The sequence below is a fragment of the Pseudomonas sp. PvP089 genome, from assembly GCF_017875165.1.
In the GTDB taxonomy this organism is placed as follows: domain Bacteria; phylum Pseudomonadota; class Gammaproteobacteria; order Pseudomonadales; family Pseudomonadaceae; genus Aquipseudomonas; species Aquipseudomonas fortuita.
Window position 1 is genome coordinate 4,901,745 of record NZ_JAGGME010000001.1, and the last position, 24,394, is coordinate 4,926,138.

The 24,394-nt window shown below is 56.3% G+C and carries 18 protein-coding genes; 5 read left to right on the forward strand and 13 right to left on the reverse strand.

What is annotated here, in order from left to right; translation table 11 throughout:
* Nucleotides 1-145 precede the first annotated feature (145 nt).
* Both J3A71_RS22370 and J3A71_RS22375 read right to left on the reverse strand, forming a co-directional pair.
* Nucleotides 146-1,156, reverse strand: a complete 1,011-nt coding sequence (locus tag J3A71_RS22370) for a hypothetical protein (RefSeq protein WP_023047793.1) — start codon at nt 1,154-1,156, stop codon at nt 146-148.
* A complete protein-coding gene (locus J3A71_RS22375) occupies nt 1,153-4,596 on the reverse strand; it encodes a glycosyltransferase (RefSeq protein ID WP_209953283.1) in 3,444 nt (1,147 codons plus the stop codon). Before J3A71_RS22375 ends, J3A71_RS22370 begins: the two co-directional genes overlap by 4 nt.
* A gap of 580 nt (nt 4,597-5,176) precedes the next feature.
* Here J3A71_RS22375 and rfbB point away from each other — a divergent pair.
* Genes rfbB through rfbC form a run of 4 tightly spaced genes read left to right on the forward strand, consistent with a single transcriptional unit; the run spans nt 5,177 to nt 8,617 of the window.
* The gene (rfbB, locus tag J3A71_RS22380) at nt 5,177-6,277 is read left to right on the forward strand and encodes a dTDP-glucose 4,6-dehydratase (protein WP_016485376.1); all 1,101 of its coding nucleotides are present in this window, start codon (nt 5,177-5,179) and stop codon (nt 6,275-6,277) included.
* A complete protein-coding gene (rfbD, locus tag J3A71_RS22385) occupies nt 6,274-7,176 on the forward strand; it encodes a dTDP-4-dehydrorhamnose reductase (protein ID WP_016485375.1) in 903 nt (300 codons plus the stop codon). Before rfbB ends, rfbD begins: the two co-directional genes overlap by 4 nt.
* Before the next feature lie 11 nt (nt 7,177-7,187).
* Nucleotides 7,188-8,069 (forward strand): glucose-1-phosphate thymidylyltransferase RfbA, encoded by an 882-nt coding sequence (gene rfbA, locus J3A71_RS22390; protein WP_016485374.1) that lies wholly within the window; start codon nt 7,188-7,190, stop codon nt 8,067-8,069.
* A complete protein-coding gene (rfbC, locus tag J3A71_RS22395) occupies nt 8,069-8,617 on the forward strand; it encodes a dTDP-4-dehydrorhamnose 3,5-epimerase (protein ID WP_016485373.1) in 549 nt (182 codons plus the stop codon). The genes rfbA and rfbC overlap by 1 nt, the downstream gene beginning before the upstream one ends.
* A 312-nt stretch (nt 8,618-8,929) precedes the next feature.
* On the opposite strand, the gene J3A71_RS22400 is transcribed toward rfbC, so the two are convergent.
* A complete protein-coding gene (locus tag J3A71_RS22400; protein WP_024717766.1) occupies nt 8,930-9,250 on the reverse strand; it encodes a YceK/YidQ family lipoprotein in 321 nt (106 codons plus the stop codon).
* Nucleotides 9,251-9,378: 128 nt separating this feature from the next.
* On the opposite strand from J3A71_RS22400, the gene J3A71_RS22405 reads away from it, so the two are divergent.
* Nucleotides 9,379-10,524: an acyltransferase gene (locus J3A71_RS22405; RefSeq protein ID WP_159971697.1), complete on the forward strand. Its 1,146-nt coding sequence runs from the start codon at nt 9,379-9,381 to the stop codon at nt 10,522-10,524.
* Nucleotides 10,525-10,687: 163 nt separating this feature from the next.
* On the opposite strand, the gene J3A71_RS22410 is transcribed toward J3A71_RS22405, so the two are convergent.
* From J3A71_RS22410 to J3A71_RS22455, 10 genes are all read right to left on the reverse strand, one after another.
* A complete protein-coding gene (locus J3A71_RS22410) occupies nt 10,688-11,080 on the reverse strand; it encodes a GtrA family protein (RefSeq protein ID WP_016485370.1) in 393 nt (130 codons plus the stop codon).
* Nucleotides 11,077-12,021: a glycosyltransferase family 2 protein gene (locus J3A71_RS22415; RefSeq protein WP_016485369.1), complete on the reverse strand. Its 945-nt coding sequence runs from the start codon at nt 12,019-12,021 to the stop codon at nt 11,077-11,079. Before J3A71_RS22415 ends, J3A71_RS22410 begins: the two co-directional genes overlap by 4 nt.
* Entirely contained in the window at nt 12,018-13,658 is a 1,641-nt protein-coding gene (locus J3A71_RS22420; RefSeq protein ID WP_016485368.1) for a DUF6311 domain-containing protein, read from the reverse strand. Before J3A71_RS22420 ends, J3A71_RS22415 begins: the two co-directional genes overlap by 4 nt.
* 40 nt (nt 13,659-13,698) lie before the next feature.
* Nucleotides 13,699-16,230, reverse strand: coding sequence for a glycosyltransferase family 1 protein (locus J3A71_RS22425; protein WP_209953285.1), 2,532 nt, complete (start codon nt 16,228-16,230; stop codon nt 13,699-13,701).
* Between the two features lie 6 nt (nt 16,231-16,236).
* Complete coding sequence (locus J3A71_RS22430; RefSeq protein ID WP_016485366.1) at nt 16,237-17,628, reverse strand: class I SAM-dependent methyltransferase; 1,392 nt, start codon at nt 17,626-17,628, stop codon at nt 16,237-16,239.
* Entirely contained in the window at nt 17,628-18,842 is a 1,215-nt protein-coding gene (locus J3A71_RS22435) for an ABC transporter ATP-binding protein (RefSeq protein WP_016485365.1), read from the reverse strand. Before J3A71_RS22435 ends, J3A71_RS22430 begins: the two co-directional genes overlap by 1 nt.
* The gene (locus J3A71_RS22440; RefSeq protein WP_016485364.1) at nt 18,839-19,633 is read right to left on the reverse strand and encodes an ABC transporter permease; all 795 of its coding nucleotides are present in this window, start codon (nt 19,631-19,633) and stop codon (nt 18,839-18,841) included. Before J3A71_RS22440 ends, J3A71_RS22435 begins: the two co-directional genes overlap by 4 nt.
* Nucleotides 19,634-19,635: 2 nt before the next feature.
* Nucleotides 19,636-20,997, reverse strand: a complete 1,362-nt coding sequence (locus J3A71_RS22445) for a phosphomannomutase/phosphoglucomutase (protein ID WP_016485363.1) — start codon at nt 20,995-20,997, stop codon at nt 19,636-19,638.
* A gap of 134 nt (nt 20,998-21,131) precedes the next feature.
* Nucleotides 21,132-22,574, reverse strand: a complete 1,443-nt coding sequence (locus tag J3A71_RS22450; protein ID WP_209953287.1) for a mannose-1-phosphate guanylyltransferase/mannose-6-phosphate isomerase — start codon at nt 22,572-22,574, stop codon at nt 21,132-21,134.
* Between the two features lie 315 nt (nt 22,575-22,889).
* On the reverse strand, nt 22,890-24,323 hold the full coding sequence (locus tag J3A71_RS22455) for an MBL fold metallo-hydrolase (protein WP_209953289.1): 1,434 nt from the start codon (nt 24,321-24,323) through the stop codon (nt 22,890-22,892).
* Nucleotides 24,324-24,394: the final 71 nt, after the last annotated feature.

The following is a 24,394-nucleotide window of genomic DNA, read 5'->3' on the forward strand; positions in this document are numbered from 1 at the left end:
ACATCAAAAAGCCTGAGGCGAGCGATTTCACATCCAAAAAACCGGTCGCCTCAGCGAAGCAAATTTATAAAGAGCTCATTGCAAATCTGCAACGAGCCATTTAATTTTCTAGGATATCAAGAGCAGGTAGACTCTGAATACCCTGCTATGAATTAAGCGCCATTTCAGTCACGTCAAAAAACTCACTTTTAAATTTCGACCGCGAACTTTGAAACCTTGAAAATACGGGCGCGAAGCTTATTTTTCCACTGTACTTGATATCAGCATACCGGGACTCGGAGGGTATCCTGCCTAGACTTTTAGCAGCACATTTCATCGCTAATTCCCCGAGATTCAGGAGCGCATGGCAGTCCGATATCTGCCCCAGAACCCAATCATTCCTAGAATGGAATGTATCGTTTATAGCTTTTCTCGAAAAATCAAATGCAGCAAGGAACTTCCAACCTGACTCTTTATTTCTACCAACAAAGGCAAGTATTGCAGCCTTTAGAATCAAGCACTGACAATAATTCCAATAGCTGAGCTGGTTTAGATTGGGCTCATATCTGCGCAGCGCCGAATCGATTACCCACTCAGCATCTTCAACACGGTCATTAAGGAGAAGCACTAGGGCAAATGCTGTCGCTGAGGAAATACCCCAGCGCGCAGTATTAGGGGTACAATATTCTACCGCGTCGTCAAACTTTGTCTTTGACTCCAATAGAACACCAATCACCCACCCCCGATACTCCGGGGCCTCAAGGTACTTATAGGAAATCAAAGTTATTAATGCGCCGTAAAAATGGTTGTTCACAGGCATAATTGACAGGGCATTGAATGCAACGAAAAATAATTCGTTATTTTCCATGCCGCGAGTAGCAGCGTTGATTATGGCGCCTGTAACATAGAACTCATCAGCGAGCTTTTTTTCATCCAGCCTATATTTTTCAAAGGCTCCGGCTAACTCCAACTTATGTTCATCAGAAGCAAGTTGCAGACTTTCATAGACCGAAAAATCTCTGATATTGACCTCAATGGCTACCTGCTGAGGATCGCCAGCGTCCACCCATTTGAATGGCACCTCCCGCTGCGCCTGGCTAAGATTTATAAATTTGGAAGCATCGACGCTCGCAAATTCAATCACGACTGAGGACAGCCCTATATTTGTCACTTTCATTTTATAAGCTTCCTTCCTACTGCATGGCCATCTTTCAAGGTCATGTAGAGCTTCTTGAGGTCCATAGCTTGGCTAGCTGAGGTTCTCCTTACCTCTGTGTCGGATGCCGCCTTGTGTTGGGCAATTGAGCTACTGATATGCTTTAACGTTACTACTAAGGCTTCCGTACTAGGCTCAATAACATAACCATTCTTATTTGGAACAATGTCTTCGCCTATGCCTCCCATGTTACTGGCGACCGCCCAGCATCCGCTAGCAACCGCTTCACGGGTTACAAGGCCGAAGCTTTCCGGCCACATCGATGGCGCAAAGAGGACATCCATTTTCCCATAAAGGTCTACGATTCCTTTCTGGCTTACGCGACCGATAAAGGTTACTGGCACTTTCCCCCACTGAGAATGATGTTCATACCCCTCTTCCTTGGAATGGTCAACAATCAAAAACTCAAGGTTCTCAGGCTGACTCTGAAGCACTGCTTCCTTAAGCAGATAATACCCCTTGTGCTCCGACATTCCGCCGATATGCCCGCAGACAACCCGCTTGGTGTAAGAGGTATCTTTCTGCGTCCACGGAATGTCACTGGAGACGCCATTAGCTACAACTTCTATCTGCGGGATACCGTTTCGACGATAAATGTCTGCGAACGCGTTCGACACGGTCAGCACCCTCGAAGCACTGTGCAGGAGGTCTTTCAGATCGCGGCGTCGCTCGATGGAATCTGCCAACTTCATATTCGTTGGCATTTCTATGAGCTCGTAAGGGTCAGGATGCCCGTCAGGATAAACTTTTGAGTTATGGTCGACCAAGAACTGGAAATCCGAGATCCACCAGGCATCGTGAATAGTGACCATGTAAGGAATTTTGGCATCTCGTGCCGCTTCCACAATCGAAGCTGTCAAGCGCTGGACGCAATGGAAGTGGATCAAATCGGGTTTTTCCAGCTCCAGGAACTCTTGGAACAGGCGATACATCTCTGGGTCTTTAGGATGCCAATCCATGTGCTCACGCCACAGGGTTGTAGACCGGTAGACCCGGCAGCCCTCATAGGTGTAGACAGTCATCTGATGAGCGGGTCTGCACTCGACATCCGCTGTGAACACACAGACATCGAAGTCCTCGGCGTAAGCGCTTCTGAACTCTGAGAAGTTATCAGCCACAACACGCGTGGCACCACCAATCGCCTGCGGTGGGAAAAATACGTTGACCAACGCAATTTTTTTCCTCGGCTTGGCTTTCTGAATGCCACTTACGAACTCATCGAGCGTAGCTGCCAGCGTACTTCCAAGCGCCTGCAGGCTGTAATCGTCCTGGGCCCGTTTCTGAGCGGCCTGGCCTACCTGTTGCCGTAAGGCTTGGCTACCAGCGAGGTTTTTTAATGCCAGGTACCATTCTTCTTCAGTCGTGGCAAGGAAACCATCTTCTCCATCTTTGACAACATCACGGTAATTGGCCGTGCTGCTCAAAACCGATGGGATACCAAAACAGCCTGCTTCAAACCATTTCAGCTCGCTTTTACAGGCATTGACTTTGTCATCGTGCAACACCGCGATATTGATATCCGCTTGCTCAAGCAGCGACCAATAACCTTGCACACTGTCCATGGCCGGCAACTGGGTAAACTGCTGAGCGTATTTTGCGGTAAATGACACTGGCAATCGCAGGTAACCCACAACGACCAAACGAGCCTGAGGGGTCTCGCTAAGCACACGCTCAATCGCAGGCAGCGCCTGTTCGATAAAGTCGGTGTTGTGTGCTTGAGTACCGCTGCCATAGAAGATATCGATGGTCTTCTTGTGCGATTTGTCGTTTGTGCGAATCTGATTCAATCTGTCCAGGCCGTTGCGATGCAACCAGCACTGTTTTTCTCTCACCAGCTTGGCGAGTTCCGAACGCAGCGGCTCAGTGGATGCGATCCCCTGACGGCAAAGTCGCGCAGCGGCATTGAACAACGCCATGCCGCGCGTGAGTTCCCGGTGTGTGGCCAGCGAGACATAGCCACCATAGCTATCGATCGACGGCGGGTACTCCGGAACAAATAGCAGATCATCAATTTCGTACAGGCTGAGCTTACCCGTTGCGTTGACTTGAGCGATGGCCTTGATAACTTGAACTACCGCTGGCACTCGATAGAAGATCACCACATCGTGCAGTGCTAATGCATTTTGGTTCTTGTCCAGCTCGGTCCAGCTTATGGCAGTTACCTGCTTGCCAACTGCTTCCAGCTGTTCAATTTTCTGCTCAATGCGGTAGCGCACGCACTGGGCGATGTGGAAGTCACCAACAATTAAGACACGATCGGTATTCAAATTGCCCAAGGGCGGCAGTGCGGGCAAATCGTCTGCGGCGCTTTCCGACAGATCACCGTAAACAGGCAGGTACGCTCGATACAAGTCAACCGCGTAAGCGTAGGCCTCATTGATCAAGCTCTCCCGGTCCAGCATATCCACTCGGGTCATGAGCTTTGCGTGTAAGTCACGCCATTTCTGCTCGGCCAGACGCTCGAGTTCGTCTTGCTGGGGACGGTGATTCGGGTTGGTAGCAATACCTGCAGAAAGCACCCGAATGGCTTCATCTAGCTGATGCAGCTTAGCCAAGCAGTGCGCTCGGTTGAAGGCGGTCCACACCGGCGGATTCGGCAATTGCGCGGCAGCATTGAAGTACTGCAAGGCAATACTGAAGTGACCATCCTCCATGTAGCTACCGCCTAGACGGTTGAATACCTCAGCACTCGGCGCGATGCTCAAAGCCGCCTCAAGCAGGATTCTGCCCTCCTGGACCTTGTGCCGGGACAGGTAATGCATACCCAGTTTAGAGAACACTACCTGGCTTTTCTGAGGCGTCTCGGCGAGATCAACAGGGATAACATCCTGCCCCAGGAATATGCCCATGACCCGCTGTGGTTCAACCTCAAGGCCGCGCTTGGCGCTCCGTTCAATGACGGCGGAAAGGCTGAACCCGTTCGGTAACAGCTCTGGTGGGAGCTCGTGCTTCTTAGCCCAGGCATCGGGGGTAGGAAGTCGCCCCTCCGCCCGTCCGAAGCGTTGGAAATGTGCTTCCGCAATCGCTTGAGTTTCAACGCCGCCGGCTTTGAGGTCAGGGTAAAGGGTCAGGTAAAAATCCAGGTCTACTTTAGCAACATCCGGCCTGACCATGACGGCGCTGTCGGCCGCATTGAGCACTGCTTCAGCGATAAGCTCCGCATCACCACTTTCGTGCGAAGCCGAGGCATAACGGCCTTCTTGATAACCGAACGCATGCCAATGCTGCTCGAGCGCATCGTCCGTGAGCGAAGACAGGTCTGGGTATCGATTCCGATAATAAGCCAGATCCAGCACGAATCGCCTTGAGCCAGTCTTTTTCTGGGTGGCGGGTACTGAATTTCTCTTAACATGCATGCTCGGCTGCACATCTACGCTCGGCAAGCCTTCCTTAACAGACATTTTTCACTTTCCTATGAATTTTCAAGAGCGCCAGACCGCTGAAACATGAAGAATGACGTCTAACCTGCCGAGCCCCGAGCCTATTATATTTTTTGTTGGGTTGTTCAACATGAATGCAAGAACTGCCATCACTCTAATTCCTATTTCAGGAATGCTGACAAATAAAAATGACACTTTTCAACCCCCGGAAACGAACCCGCCCCCTGAGGCGCGCGCTGCACTGCCATGCCCACCGAACTGGAACCACAAGATAGCGGTAGCTCAAGGCACTCTAGACTTGCCTGCACTCAGGTCAATCTCCGTGAGTTGCATTGCTCAAACAGCTGTTTGTTGCATGGACACCTGACGACTCCCTGTTGTGTCATGGCAACCATGAGGTCACCTTCCACCGCTGCAACGGCTCCTCCTCGTCCAGCATGAGCAGATCGGCACGGTCAGTACCGGCACCCAGCAGTGTATTTTTCGACATCAGGGTGGTCTAATTCCGGGCAGCGCTAGCAGCTCGCCTTGCGTTGCCGGGGCGAAGTTTCTCAGCGTCATCTGTCTACGACAACACCTTTTGTCCAATTAGAGCCAAATTATGATTCTAGTAACAGGCGGAGCCGGCTTCATCGGCTCAAATTTCGTACTGCAATGGTGTGCGAACAATGAGGAACCCGTCCTCAACCTCGACGCCCTGACCTACGCAGGCAACCTGGCCAACCTGCAGTCGCTGGAAGGCAACCCTCAGCATCGCTTCGTCCAAGGCAATATTTGCGATGCAGCACTGCTGGCCAAGCTGTTTGCCGACCATCGCCCACGCGCCGTGGTTCACTTCGCCGCCGAATCCCATGTAGACCGCTCGATCACCGGCCCCGAAGCGTTTGTCGAAACCAACGTGATGGGCACGTTCCGCTTGCTTGAGGCCGCCCGGGCGCATTGGAACAGCTTGGAAGGTGCAGAGAAGGAGGCCTTCCGTTTCCTCCATGTCTCTACCGACGAAGTCTACGGCACTCTGGGGCCAAACGACCCGGCGTTCACCGAGACCACGCCGTACGCGCCGAACAGCCCGTACTCCGCCAGCAAGGCAGCCAGTGACCATTTGGTACGCTCGTATTTTCATACCTACGGCATGCCGGTACTCACTACCAACTGCTCCAACAACTACGGGCCGTTCCACTTCCCGGAAAAACTGATCCCGCTGATGATCGTCAACGCACTCGCCGGCAAGCCGCTGCCCGTCTATGGCGATGGCCAGCAAATCCGCGACTGGCTGTATGTCGAAGACCACTGCTCGGGCATCCGTCGCGTACTGGAAGCCGGTGCGTTCGGCGAGACGTACAATATTGGCGGCTGGAATGAAAAAGCCAACATCGACATTGTGCGTACACTTTGCGGCCTTCTCGACGAGATGGCACCTGCGGCATCGCGCCAGGTGATCAACCAGAAGACCGGCGAGCCTGTCGAACAGTACGCAGAGCTCATCGCCTACGTAACCGACCGCCCAGGCCATGACCGCCGTTATGCCATCGATGCACGCAAGATCGAGCGGGAGCTCGGCTGGAAACCTGCCGAAACCTTCGAGACGGGCATTCGCAAGACAGTCGCTTGGTACCTGGCCAACCAGGAATGGGTAAAAGGTGTCATGGACGGCAGCTACCGTGACTGGGTGGCACAACAATACGGGGCAAATAAAGCGTGAAAATCCTGCTGTTGGGGAAAAACGGGCAAGTAGGCTGGGAGCTACAGCGCGCCTTGGCGCCGCTGGGTGAGGTCATCGCGCTGGATCGTCAGGGGGCCGAAGGCTTATGTGGCGACTTGTCCAACCTGGACGGCTTGGCCGTTACGGTTCGTCAGCTGGCGCCGGACGTGATCGTCAACGCTGCTGCCTACACTGCAGTGGATAAAGCTGAGAGCGATCAGGCACTGGCCGCAATGATCAATGCCGAGGCTCCTGCTGTATTAGCACGTGAAGCAGCAGCTTTGGGCGCCTGGCTGATTCATTATTCCACCGATTATGTATTTGACGGCAGCGGCAGTCAGCGCTGGGAGGAAGCTGCGCCGACCGGCCCCCTTTCGGTCTACGGCCGTACCAAGCTGGAAGGCGAGCATGGCATACTCGCCAGCGGCGCCAAGGCCGTGGTACTGCGCACCAGCTGGGTGTATGCTGCGCGCGGGCACAATTTTGCCAAGACCATGCTGCGCCTGGCGGCGGAGCGTGAGACGTTGAGCGTGGTAGCAGACCAATTTGGCGCACCCACGGGCGCTGACCTGATCGCCGACGTTACCGCACACATCCTGCGGCAAATCTTCAATGGGCAAGACAACCGTCACCTGGCAGGGATTTACCACTTGGCTGCGTCAGGTGAAACCTCTTGGCATGGTTTTGCTCAGTTCGTGCTGGCGCACGCTCAACGCACTGGCGTAGCGCTGAAAGTGACAGCTGATCAGGTTGCTGCAATCAGCACCGAAGCTTATCCAGTACCTGCACCACGTCCGCGCAACTCGCGCCTGGCACTGGGCAAGCTGGAACACACGTTCAATTTCAAAATGCCGCTTTGGGAGCAAGGCGTGCAACGTATGCTGGACGAAATCCAGTAATAGGGACTCTCATGGCTCGTAAAGGAATTATTCTGGCTGGCGGTTCGGGTACACGACTGCATCCGGCCACACTTTCGGTTTCGAAGCAGCTGCTGCCGGTGTATGACAAACCGATGATCTACTACCCGCTGAGCACCCTGCTGCTCGCCGGGATCCGGGACATCCTGATCATCTCCACCCCGCAAGACACTCCGCGCTTCGAACAGCTGCTGGGCGATGGCAGCCAGTGGGGCCTGAACCTGTCCTACGCAGTACAACCAAGCCCGGATGGCTTGGCCCAGGCGTTCACCATCGGCGCAGACTTTATCGGTAACGACCCGTCAGCGCTGGTACTGGGTGACAATATTTTCTACGGCCATGACTTCCAGGCTCTGCTATTGAATGCAGACAAGCGTGAAGCCGGGGCTTCGGTGTTCGCTTATCACGTGCATGACCCAGAACGCTATGGCGTAGCGGAGTTTGACGATAGCGGCCGCGTACTGTCGCTGGAAGAAAAGCCGGCTGTTCCCAAGTCGAGCTATGCCGTTACCGGCCTGTATTTCTATGACAACCAGGTAGTCGACCTGGCCCGCGATTTGAAGCCATCTGCGCGCGGCGAGCTGGAAATCACCGACCTCAACAATCTTTATCTGCAGCAACAACAGCTGCAGGTTGAAATCATGGGCCGGGGTTATGCTTGGCTGGACACCGGCACGCATGACAGTCTGCTGGAGGCTAGCCAGTACATCGCAACCATGGAGCGCCGTCAGGGCTTGAAAGTCGCCTGCCCTGAGGAAATTTGCTACCGCGCTGGCTGGATCAACGCTGAGCAACTCGAGTGCCTGGCTCAACCACTGCTGAAAAACGGTTATGGCAAGTATCTGCAAAACCTGCTGAAAGAGAAGGTGTTCTGATGCAAGCCATTGCGCTGGATATCCCTGAAGTCGTGCTGTTTACCCCCAAGGTTTTTGGCGACGAACGTGGTTTCTTCTACGAGAGCTTCAACGCCCGTGTCTTCAGCGAAGTGACCGGCCTGCAGCCCGACTTCGTACAAGACAACCACTCGCGCTCGGTAAAAGGCGTGCTGCGTGGCCTGCACTATCAGCTGGCACCTCACGCCCAGGGCAAGCTCGTACGTGTGGTGCAGGGCGAGGTTTTCGATGTTGCGGTGGATATCCGTCGCTCGTCCCCTACCTTCGGTAAATGGGTAGGTGCGGTATTGTCGGCCGATAACAAGAACCAGCTGTGGATCCCGCCAGGGTTCGCACACGGGTTCGTCACGTTGAGTGAAACCGCAGAGTTCCTCTACAAGACCACCGACTTCTACTCGCCGCAGTGTGAGCGCTGCATTGCCTGGAATGATCCGGCAGTGGGTATCGAATGGCCTATCGACTTCGCACCAAGCCTGTCTGGCAAGGACCAGCTTGGGGTCGCATTGGCTGACGCCGAACTGTTCGAGTAACAGCTCTCGCGGGGCAAGGCTGCGGTAGCGCAGCCTTGTCTCGGGCTATATTGCCTGGCAGCCTCTTTTTTGGGTCTGGCGGTTTTAATATTGCTCCAGAGGCCCCTCATAGCCTCGCTAGTCATCAGAACTCCCCTCCCTCCTTGTAGGCTATTTCCCAAAGATACCCGCTGCGCCGGCTTTTGATTGCACTCGCTAATCATGGGCCTTAGGCTCGCGTGGCCGCTACGATTCGCAGCATCCGTTGATACACCGATTGTGACGAGGGTTGGCTATTTGGCGGCCCGACAGCTCAGCGGCTTTGCCTGGAATTCAATACTCCAGTCGGCGAATGGGTACGTTACCCCGTTCATATTGCTGATAACCGGTATAGGGAAGAACTATGGTATCGGCAAGGCTTGACGCTGCCATGTCAACCAGGACGGGGAACGGTGCCCAGTGGGCGCCCGATCTCGCTGGAGCGTTCAGGCTGCAAAACTGATACGCCACACCGCTGTAGGCCCTGGGGATGCTGTGGCAGTCACTTTGCCATTTCGCCAGGTCATCTACCGCCTTGGCTTCGCTGAAAACGGTGTGTACAGTTCCGCAGCCTGCAAGCCCTGCGGCCAGCATTACACCTATCCATGGTCGCATGGGGATTACCTCTGGTTTCGACAGAGCCAAGCTTAGCGCGTTCTGTATGCAGGTTACAGAATGCCAGCAATGAGCTTCTCCTTGGTCCGGGTGATAACTACAATGCCACCATCTCCAGGAGAACCGGCATGCAACAAGCTTCAGACAGAGCGCTTTTCGCCAACCAGTTAAGAGGCGTGGCGGTGATCGCCGTGCTTATCGTTCACTGGTGCGGTGTTTATTGGTTTTCACGGGACGTGGTGGCGTCCTATATTCACGCCCCCATCGTGGAGGGGCCCTCGTCGAGCATGATCTATTGGCTGACGATCCCAACCTTCAACTACGGACCCTTCGGCGTTTCGGTCTTCTTCCTGATTAGCGGCTTTGTCATTCCGTTTTCGCTGAATCGTCTGGAGCCGGTGAAGTTTCTGATCGCGCGCTTTTTGCGCATCTACCCGACCTATATCGCTGCTTCGCTGATCATGTTGGCGCTGGTCTACTTGTCCAGCCGATACTGGGGTCAGCCGTTTTCGATGGCGCTTGACCGGCTGCTCGCCAACCTGCTTCTGCTGCAGGGCAACTTGCATTATCCCTCAATCGACATGGTCAACTGGACCCTGGCCATTGAGATCAAGTTCTACATCATCGCCGCGCTGCTTTATCGCTCGATCAAGGCTGGGAATGCGTTCCCACTGATCTTGTTCGCCGTGGCGGTGCTCGCAGCGTGCGAGGCGCTTCCGACATTGCTGGCCGGGAGAGAGCTGCGCGTAGGCCTGGTTGAATCGCTTGAGACCGAGTTGATGTGCGTAATCTTCATGTTCATCGGCACGGGCTTTTATCATCATTACACCGGTACCTATACGACTCGACAATTGCTGGCCTATGCAGCAATTATGATGCTGGTGTTTTTGCTGTGCTGGCCTCATACCGACTGGGATGTACAGATGCCATCGGTGCCGCAGAACTATGTTTACGGCTTGGTGCTGTTTAGCTTCAGCTACATGATGCGCAGGTATTTCCGCCCGTTTGCTCCGCTGGATTTCATCGCCAATATCAGTTACTCGATCTACGTGACGCATTCGATCATTGGCTACCTGTCTCTACGGATTCTGATGGACCAAGGGTTGTCATTCCCAGTATCAGGGTTGTTGACGCTGATCTTCGTGCTCACGCTTGCCTACGCACTTTATCGGCTGGTCGAAGTGCCTACCATGCACCTGGGCAAGCGGATTTTCGGGAAGAAAGCCAGGCCTGCGCCGGACGCCGCTGTGAACCTGGAGCAAGCCACGAAGTAGGCTGCGTGGGCGTGGGCTGCACCGGCTGTGCCGGTGGTTTGCGGGCACGCCCTCCCCCATTGAACATGACATGACTTATAGATTTGGCAGGGATTCTGTGGGGGCGGTGTTATCTGCATGACAGCACAGCCCAATGGGCCGTGCTTCTGCAGCAAGCAGGCGATCAGGCTGCCGGTTTGAACGCCCAAAGCTTCATCACCAGGTAATTCAATACCGGCACCACGAAGATCACCATCGCCAGGCCCACCGCGTAATGCAGGCCCAGGTACTCCACCACAGAAGTGATCAACAACGTCAGGCCCAACGACACCAGCGACACCGCCAGGAAGCGCCGATAACCCAACAGGCTGGTTGGCGTCCTGAAGGTAAACCGGCTATTGAGCATGTACGACATTATGTTGGCAAAGCAGAACGCGATGCCATTGGCGACAAACGCTGGTGGCGCAAGCACCTCCATCAGCGCTATCACAATACCTGCATGCACCGCAGTGTTGGCAACGCCAACCAGCCCAAACCGTATGAATTCGTGATAACGCGCCGGGATGAGGTTTGTCACTTGATCACATCACGTACGATATAAACAGGCCGGTTTTTCGACTCGGTGAAGATACGTCCCACATATTCCCCCAGTACACCAATACCAATCAGCTGCACGCCACTGGCAAAGAGTACTGTAATCATGATCGAGGCGTAGCCGGGCAAGTCCACGCCAAAGAACAGGGTCTTGATCAGCAGATATGCCGCGTAGACAAACGACACTGCCGATACCAGGCAGCCCAAGTAGGTCCAGATACGCAACGGTACGGAGCTGAAGCTTGTAATCCCTTCGATGGCGAAGTTCCAAAGCTTCCAGGTATTGAAGCTTGAGCTTCCGTGTTCGCGGGCGGCCACTTTATATTCCACAGTCGTGGTCCGGAAGCCCACCCAAGCGAACAGCCCCTTCATAAAGCGGCGGCTTTCGGGCAACGTCTTCAAGGCATCGACAACCTTGCGGTCCATCAGGCGGAAATCGCCCACATCCGCGGGTATATCGATGTCCGAGATCCGGTTGTGCACCTTGTAAAAATAGTTGGCCGTGAATTTCTGGATCGGCCGGTCGGTTTCGCGGTCAACACGCTTGGCCAACACCACCTCGGCGCCCTGCTCCCACTTTTCGACCAGTTCCAGGATGACTTCCGGCGGGTGCTGCAGGTCAGAGTCGATCGGCACAATGGCGTCGCCCGTGGCAAAGTCGAGCCCGGCAGAAATCGCCGCCTCCTTACCAAAGTTGCGCGACAGGTCCACCACGGTCAAGTACGCGTAATCCGCCTTGGCTTTGACCAACTGATCATACGTGTGATCGCGACTGCCATCATTCACGGCTATCACTTCCAGCTCGTAGCGATCAGCCAGGCTGGCGAATACTTCATTAATACGCTGAAAAAAAGCGTGCACCCCTTTTTCTTCGTTGTAAAAAGGCGACACCAGCGAAATCGTGCGCTTGTTCAGTTCGGTCATGGGTTCACCTGCCCTGCTTGGCCGACGCGGCAGACATGAGCAAAGTCGAGCACTTTGCACTCAGGCTGCCGATTTGATGGGAAAAGCTGCTTGACCTGATCAACTTGTGGGAAGTCGCCGGTATTAAACACGTACATGGAATTGGCAAAATCTGACGCGGCAATTTCTGCCTGGGTGCTCTCGGTACTGCAGTTGGCGTTGGAGCGGGCTACGTAACCAGTGTTGATCTTGATGTTATGCACGGCCGCGTAACGCATGATCGGCATCAGGGTCTGCAGCACCTGGTCGCCGCGCCCACATTTGAATTTGGGGAAGAAATACAGATACTCGGTGTTGCTCGCGGTCTGCGCATTCCACTCGGCCTGGTCAAGCACCGGCTCAGCCGGGCGGTTGGCCACCGCAACCAGCAGCCGGCGGAATGCCGACAAGTCGCTGATCTGCACAACAAGCATGACCAGCATACAAGCGGCGAACAACTTGGTACTCAAGTGGCGGTACAGATAGGTAATCGAGAAGATCACTATACAAAAACCTACCGGCCAGAAGAACCGCCCAGAGGCACGGAACTGGGAGGTAATAGGGCTCAGAATCGACGGGTAGTCGATTGACACCAGGTGGCTGGTACCCAGATAAATCTCGTTGGAAAGCGCGTAGAGGGTAAACAGCGCCATCAACCAGGTGAGCGCTTTGTGTCGGCCAAACGTGTCGTCACCGTCTTTGCGCTTCAACACCAGGCTCAATACAAAGGCCATTACTACACCCAAGCCCAAGTAGTTGAAACCCTCACCCTGTCCTGGCATTTCCGGGTTAGGGAAGTGCAGGTATTTACCACCATGCAGCGGTGACAGCAGGTTCATCGAGAACACGCCGAAGCCGCCTTCCTTCGAAACTGCCGCCTCGCCCATTGGGAAGATGGTAAGGAAGAGGCTGGCGCCAATGACCACGAATGGCACCAGAGCGCGGGCAACGAACGCCGGCTTGAAGCGTTCAGCGCTGCCCAGGTGGCTCGCCAGATAGATGGCGCTGGCCATGGCGAACAGGTAGATGTTGACGTAGAAGCCAGCAACCAGCAGCACGCCCCATGCCCACCGATGCGCCTGGCCGGTGTTGCGGCTACGCAGGTAAAGCGCCAGGGCGCACAGCACGATCCACTGCGACATCAGCGACACATGCGCAATGCGCGAGGTGAATTCAGGCATGCTCACCAGGCAGAACACTGCTGCGGCGAGCGCCAACCATGAACGCACCCGCAGTTCGCGCATGATCCACCAGGCGCAAATGGCCTGGGCGACGAAGCACCCGGCGATCCATACACCTAACGGGTTGAAGGGAGCAAAGCTCTTGGGCACGAACACTTTCAGCAAAAACGCATACAAGGGTATTGCGTCGACGAAGGTAGCCCGGGTGCCCTGCGGGTAGTTGATGCTGTCAAATGCCAACAGCGGGAAGCTAAAGGGGGCATTGAAGAAGGCATTAAAACCCGCGAAGTATTGGGTGACGTCTTCTACTTCGGTTTGCCAATACGAATTGGTGCCAAGGATGAAATCCAGTGGAAAGTGCCGCAGTACAAAAAACAACCCGAAGGCCACAGCGAACGCAAAGCCGGCTCGGCCTGTTGAGTCAAGCTTGAAACCCATTATCCTGTTTTCCCAACCATGTTTTTTCAGGGCGCGGCGATCAGAACGCATGCTTGCTGATTTCGTCGATCAGTTGCTGCGCGCTGCCTTTCCAGGTCAGCCACGGCATCTGTACCGATGTTGGATGCTCGCCAGCGGCGTGCAACGCCAGCCACGCACCGATGCTGTCGGCCACGTTACGCGCGTCATTGCCAGCAAAGAACCAGGCGTGCTCCCCCGCCACTTCACGGAACACTGGTAGGTCGCGTGCGATGATCGGCAGCCCATGCTGTGCGGCTTCGATCAGCGGCAGGCCAAACCCTTCACCGTAGGACGCTGCGATAAGGCAATCACACGCTTGGTACAAGTGCTCCAGGTACTCATCGCTGGCACCTTCCAGCCAAAGAAGCCGCTTGCCGCGCTCGGCGTGGTTGAGCAGCCTGCTGGCCAACTCCTCCACCAGCCAGCCGTGCTTGCCGACAATGACCAGGTTGGCCTGCACACCTTGCTGCCACAGCAGTTCGAAAGCGTCCAAGGTTTGCAAGTGCCCTTTGCGCGGCTCCAGAGTGCCAACCATGAGGAATGTAGGGTTGGCTTGCAGGGCCTCGACGCGCATGGCCGGATCTTCCGGAATGCCCGTGGTCGGTACCGACTGGTCAATGTCGGCGCCGAGGTGGAACACACCGATGCGGAACGGTCTCTCGCGTTTGGGCGCGTTCTCGTCCATCCAGGCCTGCAACTCGTCCCCGACTGCCCGGGAGATGCACATGGCACCGTCATAGCGCGCGATGGTGTTGATCCAGTCGACATAGAACGGGTGCAGGTGATCCGAGAAGAAGTGGCGCATCTGCAAGATCAACAGGTCGTACACCACGAAGAACAGGCTCACGCCATGGGCGCGCAGTGTGTCGAGATAAGCCTGGCGCTGCGGCAGCATGTCCAGCAGCAGGTCCAGGCAGATGTAGGCGTCCCCGGCTTTGTAGCTGATGGCCTCGTCCACATCGTCATCGTTTGGCGTATTCCCGAGGAACTGCGTCGTGAACTGCTTGGCGTAGCGGTAGAACGACTCTTCAACTTTGCTGTAGATCGGCGTGACGTTATAGCCCTCGGGCGGGTTTTTCAGCCACTCGAGCAGAATGCTGCGGACCACACGCTGGATACCGCTCTTGGCATCGTGGCGGCACAGCTGAGAAATATCCACCAAAAGGTTTGGCTTGCCCGCCGGCCCCTGTAGCGAGTAATCGATCGCCTTGGCGAGGCGCTGCACATCAACTCCGCCCTTGGCCAGTTCACCTGAGGCAACCAGCGCCTCGACCAAGTGCTCGATGCGTTGCTCGGTAGGCAGGTCTTCGTCCACGGGGTGATCGGCCACTGGCGTTTTTTGCACGCACTGCTCGAACGCGGCGATGGCTGCCTTGCCCGTCAAGTCCCAGGAAAAGAGCTTGGCGCGCTCCAAGCCATGCTTGATCATGGCCTCACGGAAGTCATCGTCGACCAACGCCTGATTCATCTTCTGGGCGATAGAGGCGGTATCCAGCGGATCGAACGTGGCCTCATCCCAGCCAATCACTTCAGGCACGCTCGAGGTATTGGCACCGATCACTGGTGCGCCACATTTCATGGCTTCCAATGGCGGAAGGCCAAAGCCCTCATGCCAAGACGGGAATACGTAAAGGCGGCAGGTGTTATACAGCGCCACCAGCTCATCGTCGGTAATGAAACCTGTGAACACCAAGTCATCTTCGGCCAGGCCTTGCGCCAACGCTTCGCCACGGTAACGCTCGATGATGTGCTGGGAAATCTTGCCGGCGAATACCAGTTGCACGTCTTCGATCTCACGCTTGACGTCAGCGAAGGCGACAATCAGGCGGGACAGGTTCTTGCGTTCATCCGCCCCACCCGAGTAAAGCACGAATGCATCGCGCAGCCCGAACTTGGATTTGAGCGCGCTGCGTGCTTCATCGGTGAGCGTGACCGGCCGGAATATCGCGTCTGCCGCGCCCGAAATGTTGAACACCTTGTCCTGATCCAGCGGCAGCAACGACAGTGCTTCCTGGCGGGCACATTCCGAAATTGCCAGCAACACCCCGTGGTCCTTGAAGGAGCCAACGATGCCCATGTAGTACTGCTTGTACTGGGCGTGGTCCAGGTACTGCTGCGGGTTTGTCAGCGGAATAAGGTCGTAAAGCGTGACGCTGACGATTGCGCGCTTGTGCTCTGGCGGACGGCAGATCACCGCATCGTCGATAAAGCCCTCGACCGCACTGGTAATATGCACCACGTCCGGCTGTAGTTCGTCGATGGCAGCCTGGCGGATGAGCTTGGCCACTTCATGCCGACTTTCGTTGGCGGGATTGATGCCCGCCACAGGGCCTTGGGCGTACCAGACCCGAATATGGCTTTGCGGCAACAGGCCAACAAATGCACCACGAATTGCCTCGATGCTCTCGCTAAGCATACCGTTGAGCAGCAGGTAAACCTCGTGCTCGCCGCGATTGCGCACGATGCCTTGAGCCAGGGATACGCTATAGCGACCGATACCACGGAAGCGGCTTTCGGTTTGCGCACCTTGCATGTCAATTACAATACGCATTCGGTATCAGCTCTTCTTCATTGCTGCGTGGAGGGCGCTTTCGATAGCGCGGCCTCGCGGTGTCAGAGGGGCGTGATCGATCACGCCATGCTGCGGGTCAACGACCACACTGGCCGGATCCGGAGCTAACAAGTTGCGTAGTTTGGCACTCAGCCAGGGGCTTCGGTTCAACACGGCAAGTGCCAGACGCCGCACCGCCGGGCGGCGTGCCACCCACAGGCGGGCGTGCGGCGCCGCGTAGCGCAGTTTAAGCCGCAGCCACGTCTTGCCATGGCGAGCCGGCCACAGCACGACCCGCCCAGTCACCCGCAGTGGGCCGGTAATACGCCAAGATGTACTGCTACGCATGGCCTCAACTTGCTGCTCCGCACCCTGGGCACGCATGTGCTGCCAATGGCAGTTCTCCAGTGCCGCCTTGCGTTCCTGGGCCATGGCCTCAGCCTGAGCCTGAGCCTGGTTCAGGGCCTCCTGCAACGCACCGCATTGGCGGTGCAAGGCTTCGGTAGTGGCTTCGTAACTGTCCTTGAGCGCCATTAACTGCTGGGTTTGCTGCTGGCTGACCTCGGCCATCAGCCGCTGGAACTCGGCGGGTTCGAAAAAGGTAGCCCGCACCGCCTCAACACTGCTCTCCAACTGCCCCAGACGACGCTCGATGGCCTGGTCATAGCGCACTGCCATGTCGTCAAGCGACAAACCGTATGACGCTTCGAACACCGCCTCGAACATTTCCAGCTGGTGGGCGTCGGCTTGCTTCTGGGCCACCACAGCATAGTCGGGGCTGGCACCGGACAGCACTTCGCGCACCCCTACCTTGACCTGCTCATCATGCAATGAGGGCGCTTCCTGGAGGCGTACCACCTTGGAACGGGCAAAGCCGGTGTGCTCGGTGAGGAACGACATCAGCAAATTCGGGATTGGCTGATCGTGGGTCGGGTCCAGATAGAAATTGTTGGTACCCACCATGACGTTTTCGGCGTTGGGGGTTTCCAGAATCAACATTCCGCCCGGGCGCAATACGCGCAGCGCCTCGGTGACCAACTCACCCAGCACCGGGAATGGCACATGCTCGGCGATATGGAAGCCACTCACAACCACCTGGCTGGCATCTGGCAACGCTTGCAGGGCCTGCAACGCATCGCCTTTTTGCGCAGGCAGGCCCAGCGCCTGGCAGGCCTCCAGCATGCCGTCATCCAGGTCGACGCCCATCGGCTCGAAGCCTTCGCGACGCATCAACTCAAGCCATTCGCCACGGCCGCAGCCAATGTCGAATACCGGGCAGTCGGTGTAGATTTGCTTCAGAGGTTGCAGAAACGGCAAGTACGCTTCAAGCCGCTGGGTGATGAGCTCCCTCGACCCGCGATAGCGGTCTTCGAAAGCCCGGTAGAAACCAGCATTCATCAATTGCACTCCACGGTCGGCGGGATCCACGCCAGGCCTACGAAGGTTCGTTCGGACATGTTCACTACGTTGAAGACCAACGCCAGGTCACGCCACTCATAGTTATCGGCAATATGGGTGTCGCTCGCATGCAGCGCGATGGCCACTGAATATGAGCCAACGCCCAGGTTTGCAGGAAAGCGGAAACTGTACTTCAGCAATGCACCTTCGGCCAAATTCGTGCGAATGCATTGCAGGTGATGGGTATTGGTGCCGAACACGTCCTGGCCGAGGCGGTCCTTGATCACGTAGCCCACTACCAACTCGGGCAGTGGCGCATTGACCCTGACTTGAATATTCAAGCAAACATCTTCGCCCACCGAGACGTACTCGACCGGCGCACCTTCAGCATTATGCAGCGCTACCGTCTCGATGCTCGCCTTGCCGCTGCCAGATCGGGTCTGCCGGGTACCATCGGACAAGGTCTGGACCTCGACGGTGGCGTTCTCCTTTTGGGCGATGATAGCGTTGTAATAGTCCATCACCTCCTCGGGTGGGCCATCTTTGATCACCGTACCGCCGTCCAACAGGATCGCGCGATTGCAGAGGGCCTGGATCGAACCACGGTCGTGGGAGACGATCAGCAATGTGGTGCCGGCTTTCTGGAATTCCTTGATACGGCCAAAGCTCTTGTGCTGGAAGTAGCTGTCGCCTACCGACAAGGCTTCATCAATGATCAGGATCTCGGGGCGGAAGGCGGTGGCCACCGCGAATGCCACCCGCATCTGCATGCCACTGGAATAGGTGCGCACGGCCTGGTCGAAATACTCACCGATTTCCGCAAATGCCTCGATATCATCAATTACCGCGTCGATCTGCGCGGTGGTGAAGCCCATCAACCCGGCGGCATGATAGGCATTCTGCCGGCCGGTCAGCTCACCATTGAAGCCCATGCCCAGTTCAAGGATGGCAGCGATGCGACCATTGACGTGAACCTTGCCTTCGGTGGGCTGCAAGGTGCCGGTAATCATCTTCAACAAGGTCGATTTGCCAGCGCCGTTCTGACCCACCAGGCCTATGGCTTCACCGGCCTGAATGTTGAAGCTGATGTGCCTGAGCACCCAATGCTCGCTACTGGCCTTGACCGGCAGGTAGAACCAGCGAGCGATGCGCTGCCATTCAGAACGGTAGCTGCGGTAGGCCTTGCCTACGTTGTTGACGGCCAACAGGGTCATAGGGAGTCCACCATTTCGGCAGAGGCACGGCGGAACAGGAACAGGCCAGCCACCATCAAACCCACGGCAATGGCGAGCACCACCCCGAGCTGGGCAACTTCAGGCGCCTGCTTGTAAACCAGCACATTGTGATAGGCGGTGACGATGGGGTACATCGGGTTAACATCCAAAGTGCCTTTCAGGTAATCCGGCACAATGTTCACCGAGTACACAATGGGCGTGAACCAGAACCAAACCTGCATCACGATAGGTACCACCTGGCCGATATCCCGCAAGAACACGTTCAGCACACCCAGCACCAGGCCGATACCAACTGCCAGTGCTACCACCAACAGGGTCAAGGGCATCAGCCAAAGCATCTGTGCGTCAGGGGCGTGACCTAGCACGGCAAACACGATCATTACTGCAACAAACAGCAGCAAATTATTGAGTAAGCACGACCCCACCACGATCACTGGGAGCGCGATGCGCGGGAAGCGCATCTTCTTCATCAGGTTGCCCTGATCGATGAACACCGAAAGGCAGCGCTGGATAATTTCTGAGAACAGGTTCCAGGCCAGGATGCCGGCGATCAGGTACAACGCGTAGGCGTACTTGTTATCGATGCCCGGCAGGCGCGCGCCCAATACGTTGGACAGGATCAACGCATAAATCGCAACCTGGGCCAGGGGGTGGATGATCATCCACAAGCCACCCAGCTTGCTGCGTGCGAACCGGGAAATGAACTCGTTCTTGATGGACGTGAGGATGAAGCCTCTGTAATCCCAGACGCCCCGAAACATGCCAAACATAATTATCCTTGAATCAGGCGGGCGATTTCTGCGACACGCTCAGCGACCAGCGCCTCGTCGCCACGGCTCTCCACGTTAAGCCTCAGCAGCGGCTCGGTGTTGGAACCGCGCAAGCTGAAACGCCAGTCGGCAAACTCAACGCTGATGCCGTCAGTGCGGTCGACGGTGGGCTCATATGGCAGGTAGAACGCCAGGATTTTGTCGATGGTCGCCTTTACGTCAGCCACCTCGTAGTTTATCTCGCCGCTGCAGGGGAACCTGGCTATGCGCTCGTCCACCAGTTGCGCCAATGTCTTGCCGGTGGCGCTCATCAACGCCGCTACAAGCAACCACGGGATATTGCCGCTGTCGCAGTAGGCAAAATCGCGGAAGTAGTGGTGAGCGCTCATTTCCCCGCCGTATACGGCGTCTTCTGCGCGCATGCGTTCTTTGATGAACGCATGCCCGGTCTTGCTCTGGATCGCCACGCCGCCGGCAGCTTGCACCTGCTCGATGGTGTTCCACGTTAGCCGCGGATCGTGAATGATCTTGCTGCCTGGGTGCTTGGCCAGCAGCATTTCAGCGAGCAAGCCAACCACGTAGTACCCTTCGATGAAACGACCGTGGCTGTCGAAGAAAAAGCAGCGATCAAAGTCACCATCAAACGCAATCCCCATGTCGGCGTTGGTATCAATTACTGCCTGACGGGTAAGCTCACGGTTTTCTGGCAGAAGCGGGTTGGGAATACCATTGGGGAAATTCCCATCTGGCTGGCCATTGATAATGGTCATGTGCAGCGGCAACTTAGCGCTGAGCAATTCAAGCACTGGCCCGACGGCGCCATTGCCCGGATCGGCCAGTACCGTTAAAGGGTTGAGGGCAGACACGTCGATGTAGCTGAGCAAGTGGTCGATATAGGCGCTTTTGTCAAAAGCCTCACTGACGCTGCCCGGGATGGCTGCCACCTGGCCAAGATCGCCCGCCTCGACACGCTGGCGGATATCGTTCAAGCCGGTGTCGCCACTGATGGGACGGGATTGTTCACGCACCAGTTTCATGCCGTTGTAACCCTTGGGGTTATGGCTGGCAGTGATCATGATGCCGCCGTCGGCCTGATGATGGCTGGTGGCGAAGTAGACTTCTTCAGTACCGCACAGCCCGATGTCGATCACATTGACCCCGCCCTGGGTCAGCCCCTTCATGAGCGCTAACGACAGGCCCGGGCTTTCAAGACGCATGTCGCGCCCTACTACATAGGTGCGTCCACCCAGTTCGGCCACGATGGCACGGCCTATGCGATATGCCACATCATCATTGAGGTCAGCGGGCACTTGGCCGCGAATGTCATAGGCCTTGAAGCAACGGGTCTGGATAGGTGGGTACATAGGTCTCACTTGGTGCGGTGACACCTGCGCGTCACCGATCAGAACTGGGATAGCAAACAGCCGACAACGGGTTGCGACCACAGGCCGGCCCTGTACCTCGTTGGGCAGCGGCCGACCCTGCGGACCACCTGGATTCAGGCGTCGCAACGACCGTAGTTGTCTTCGAAGCGAACGATATCGTCTTCGCCGAGATAATCACCGCTTTGTACTTCAATGAGTACCAAGTCAATGACACCCGGGTTTTGCAAACGGTGCTTGTGGCCGGCACGAATGAATGTGGACTCGTTGGTATTAAGCATCAATTCCTGGTCGTCATTGACAACCACTGCCATGCCGCTGACGACGATCCAGTGTTCACTGCGGTGATGATGCATTTGCAGCGACAGCGATGCCTTGGGCTTTACTACGATGCGTTTGATCTTGAAACGTTCGCCATCCTCCAGGGTGGTGTAGGTACCCCACGGACGATGAACGGTCTGATGCAACAAGTGTGCGGCGTGGCCGTCACTCTTCAGGCGCTTGACGATGTGTTTCACATCTTGGGCATGATCTTTGTGGGCAATCAGGAATGCATCAGGTGTATCGACCACAAGCAGGTCCTGTACACCAACCAGTGCCGCCAGGCGATCCTCGGAGCTGACATAGTTGTTATGCGCTTCGTAGGCTATGACCTCGCCTTCGAAACGGTTGCCATGCTCATCAGGCGGGGTCAGCTCGCTGACCGCGTTCCAGGACCCGATGTCGCTCCAGCCAATATCGCAGGGAATGGTCGCGACCTTGCGCGAACGCTCCATCAAGGCGTAATCGATGGAGATGTCCGGCACGCTGGCAAAGCTATCGGCGTCCAGGGCAAGGCAACTGTAGTCCTTGGCCGTGGAGCTGCGAGATGATTCCAAGGTAAGTGCAACGGCCTCCAGCACATCAGGCGCATGCTCCTTGAATTCTTCTAACACAGCGCCTACTTGGAAACAGAACATCCCGGCGTTCCAGAAGTAGTTGCCTGCCGCTACATATGACTCCGCAGTTTTGGCGTCAGGTTTTTCAACAAAACGCTCAACTTTCAAACCGCCTTCCAGCAAACCTTCAGCTGTGGCTTCGATATACCCGAAGCCTGTTTCCGGGTACTGGGGCTTGATGCCGAAAGTCACCAACCACCCCTGTTCGGCCAACTGTATGGCTTTGCGAACAGCTTCGGAGAAAGCAGCTTCGTTCTGGATAAGGTGGTCAGCCGCCAATACCAGCATAAGCGCCTGAGGCCCATACGAGGCTTGCAGCTTAAGGGCAGCCGCGGCTACCGCAGCAGCGGTGTTTCGGCCGACAGGTTCAAGAATGTAGCCCTGGGGGAGACCCTTGGTATTAATGGTCCGGTATTCGTCTTCGGTTTTGAACAGCAATTCGCGATTGGTGACAGTCAGCACCTCAACAACACCTTCCAGCCGCGCAGCGCGCAAGAAAGTCTTTTGAATAAGGTTCTGCCCATCAGGCAAAGACATGAACGGCTTCGGATGAGCCTCACGAGAAACTGGCCACAAACGGCTGCCAACACCACCGGATAGAATAACCGGGATCAATTCCATATTTGGATCCTTAAGGCCTCTTAGAATTAGCTCAAGAGGCCGGCATGAGTCTTTTTTTGATCGCTGCCGCGATGGCTCACGACAACGCTTATTTACGCGCCCAGCGTGTGTAATCCTTGGCTATCCATAGGCTCAAGACGCAAGCTTCGACCCTTAGGATACCAGAGATTGCTATTCGTAGCTGCCTGGCTGACAGCAGGCGCCGCAGGGTGAATCAGCATGCCACTCATCGCAGCACTCAGCTCCCGACAGCTCATGTAAACAATAGTGAGCATCAGACAACGTGCTGGCACATCGTTCCCTTAGGACAGGGCTTTAAATTGCAACACGTATGCTAGTCATCCACTTTCTGGCTTTCATCCGCCCCCTCAGGGCAGCGACAAGCGCGGCCTTGGCGGCGGGCTCTCCATGCACCAGCACAACCGTATCAGGCGCTTGATCCATACCACTAGCAAAGTCAACCAGCCCTGCTTGATCAGCATGGCCACTATAGCCGCTGAGCGTAACCACTTTGGCGCGCAGGTCATGCATTCGCCCATCCAGGTCAATCTGCACAAACCCTTCTGCCCCTTCACTCGCCTGTATCACCGCCCCCGGCGTACCCTTGGCCTGATAGCCGACAAACATCACCTCATGCCGTGCATCCCCGAGCATAGCCTTGAGGTAATTGACGATGCGCCCACCCGAGCACATGCCATTGCCTGCTATCACGATCGCCGGTCGCCCGGTGCTTTTGAGGTAATTGACCACCTGCTGATGCCGGGCATGGGTATCCACGCTGATCAACTGGCTGAAATCCAGTGGGTCTCGCCCCTTGGCAAGTCGCGCCCTAGCCTCGGCATTCCAGTAGTCGTGCAGTTCCCGGTACACGCTGGTGATGCGCTGAGCCAAGGGCGAGTCGAGGATGATGGGCAATTGCGACCAGTCGAGCGGGTCGCCATCAGGCCCGGGATCAGCGCCGCCCAATAAAGCCTTGCGATGGAGGATGTCTTCCAGCTCGTACAGCAGTTCCTGGGTGCGGCCCAGGCTAAACGCCGGGATGAGGATGGTGCCTTTGTCAGCCAGGGCGCGATCGATGGCGTCTTCCAGCCGTTGCCTGCGGTCGCCGGCCTGGGCATGCAGGCGGTCGCCATAGGTACTTTCCAGCACGAGCACATCAGCACGCTCCGGCGGCTGCACCGGGCGCAGCAACGGGTTGCCACACGCACCCAGGTCGCCGGAAAACACATAGCGGCTATTGGCCTGACCATGCTGCATGTCGCACTCGACATAAGCCGAACCCAACAAATGCCCGGCGCGCTGCAGGCGAATACGACAAGCCAGACCAGGGCCCTCGACCACCGCGTGCCACTGCTCAAAAGGCAGCGGCACGATAAGGTCACGGATGAATTCGATATACCGGGCTACCTGCGCAGGCTCGCTGCTGATGCTTAGTTTGTAGGCATCTTCCAGTACAAGGGGCAGCAGCCGGGCAGAAGGTTCACTGCACAGGATGGGGCCACGATAGCCGGCGGCCAGCAGCGCGGGAATGCGGCCAACGTGGTCAAGATGAACATGGGTGATGACCAGGGCCTGAATGCCCAGTATGCCGAAGCCGAGTGCCGCGCTTTCCGCACCCGTCGCAGCCTCGCTCCCCTGCTCAAGCCCGCAATCGATCAGCAGACTGGTGGACGGGTCAAGGTGCAACTGGTGGCAAGACCCGGTAACGCCGCGGGTACCACCGTGATGGGAAAGGCTGGGATATTCCATGCTGCACACACTCGCCGGGGCCGAAAATGAAGTGGGCTATTACTCCATGAGGGCAGGTGCATGCATAGGTG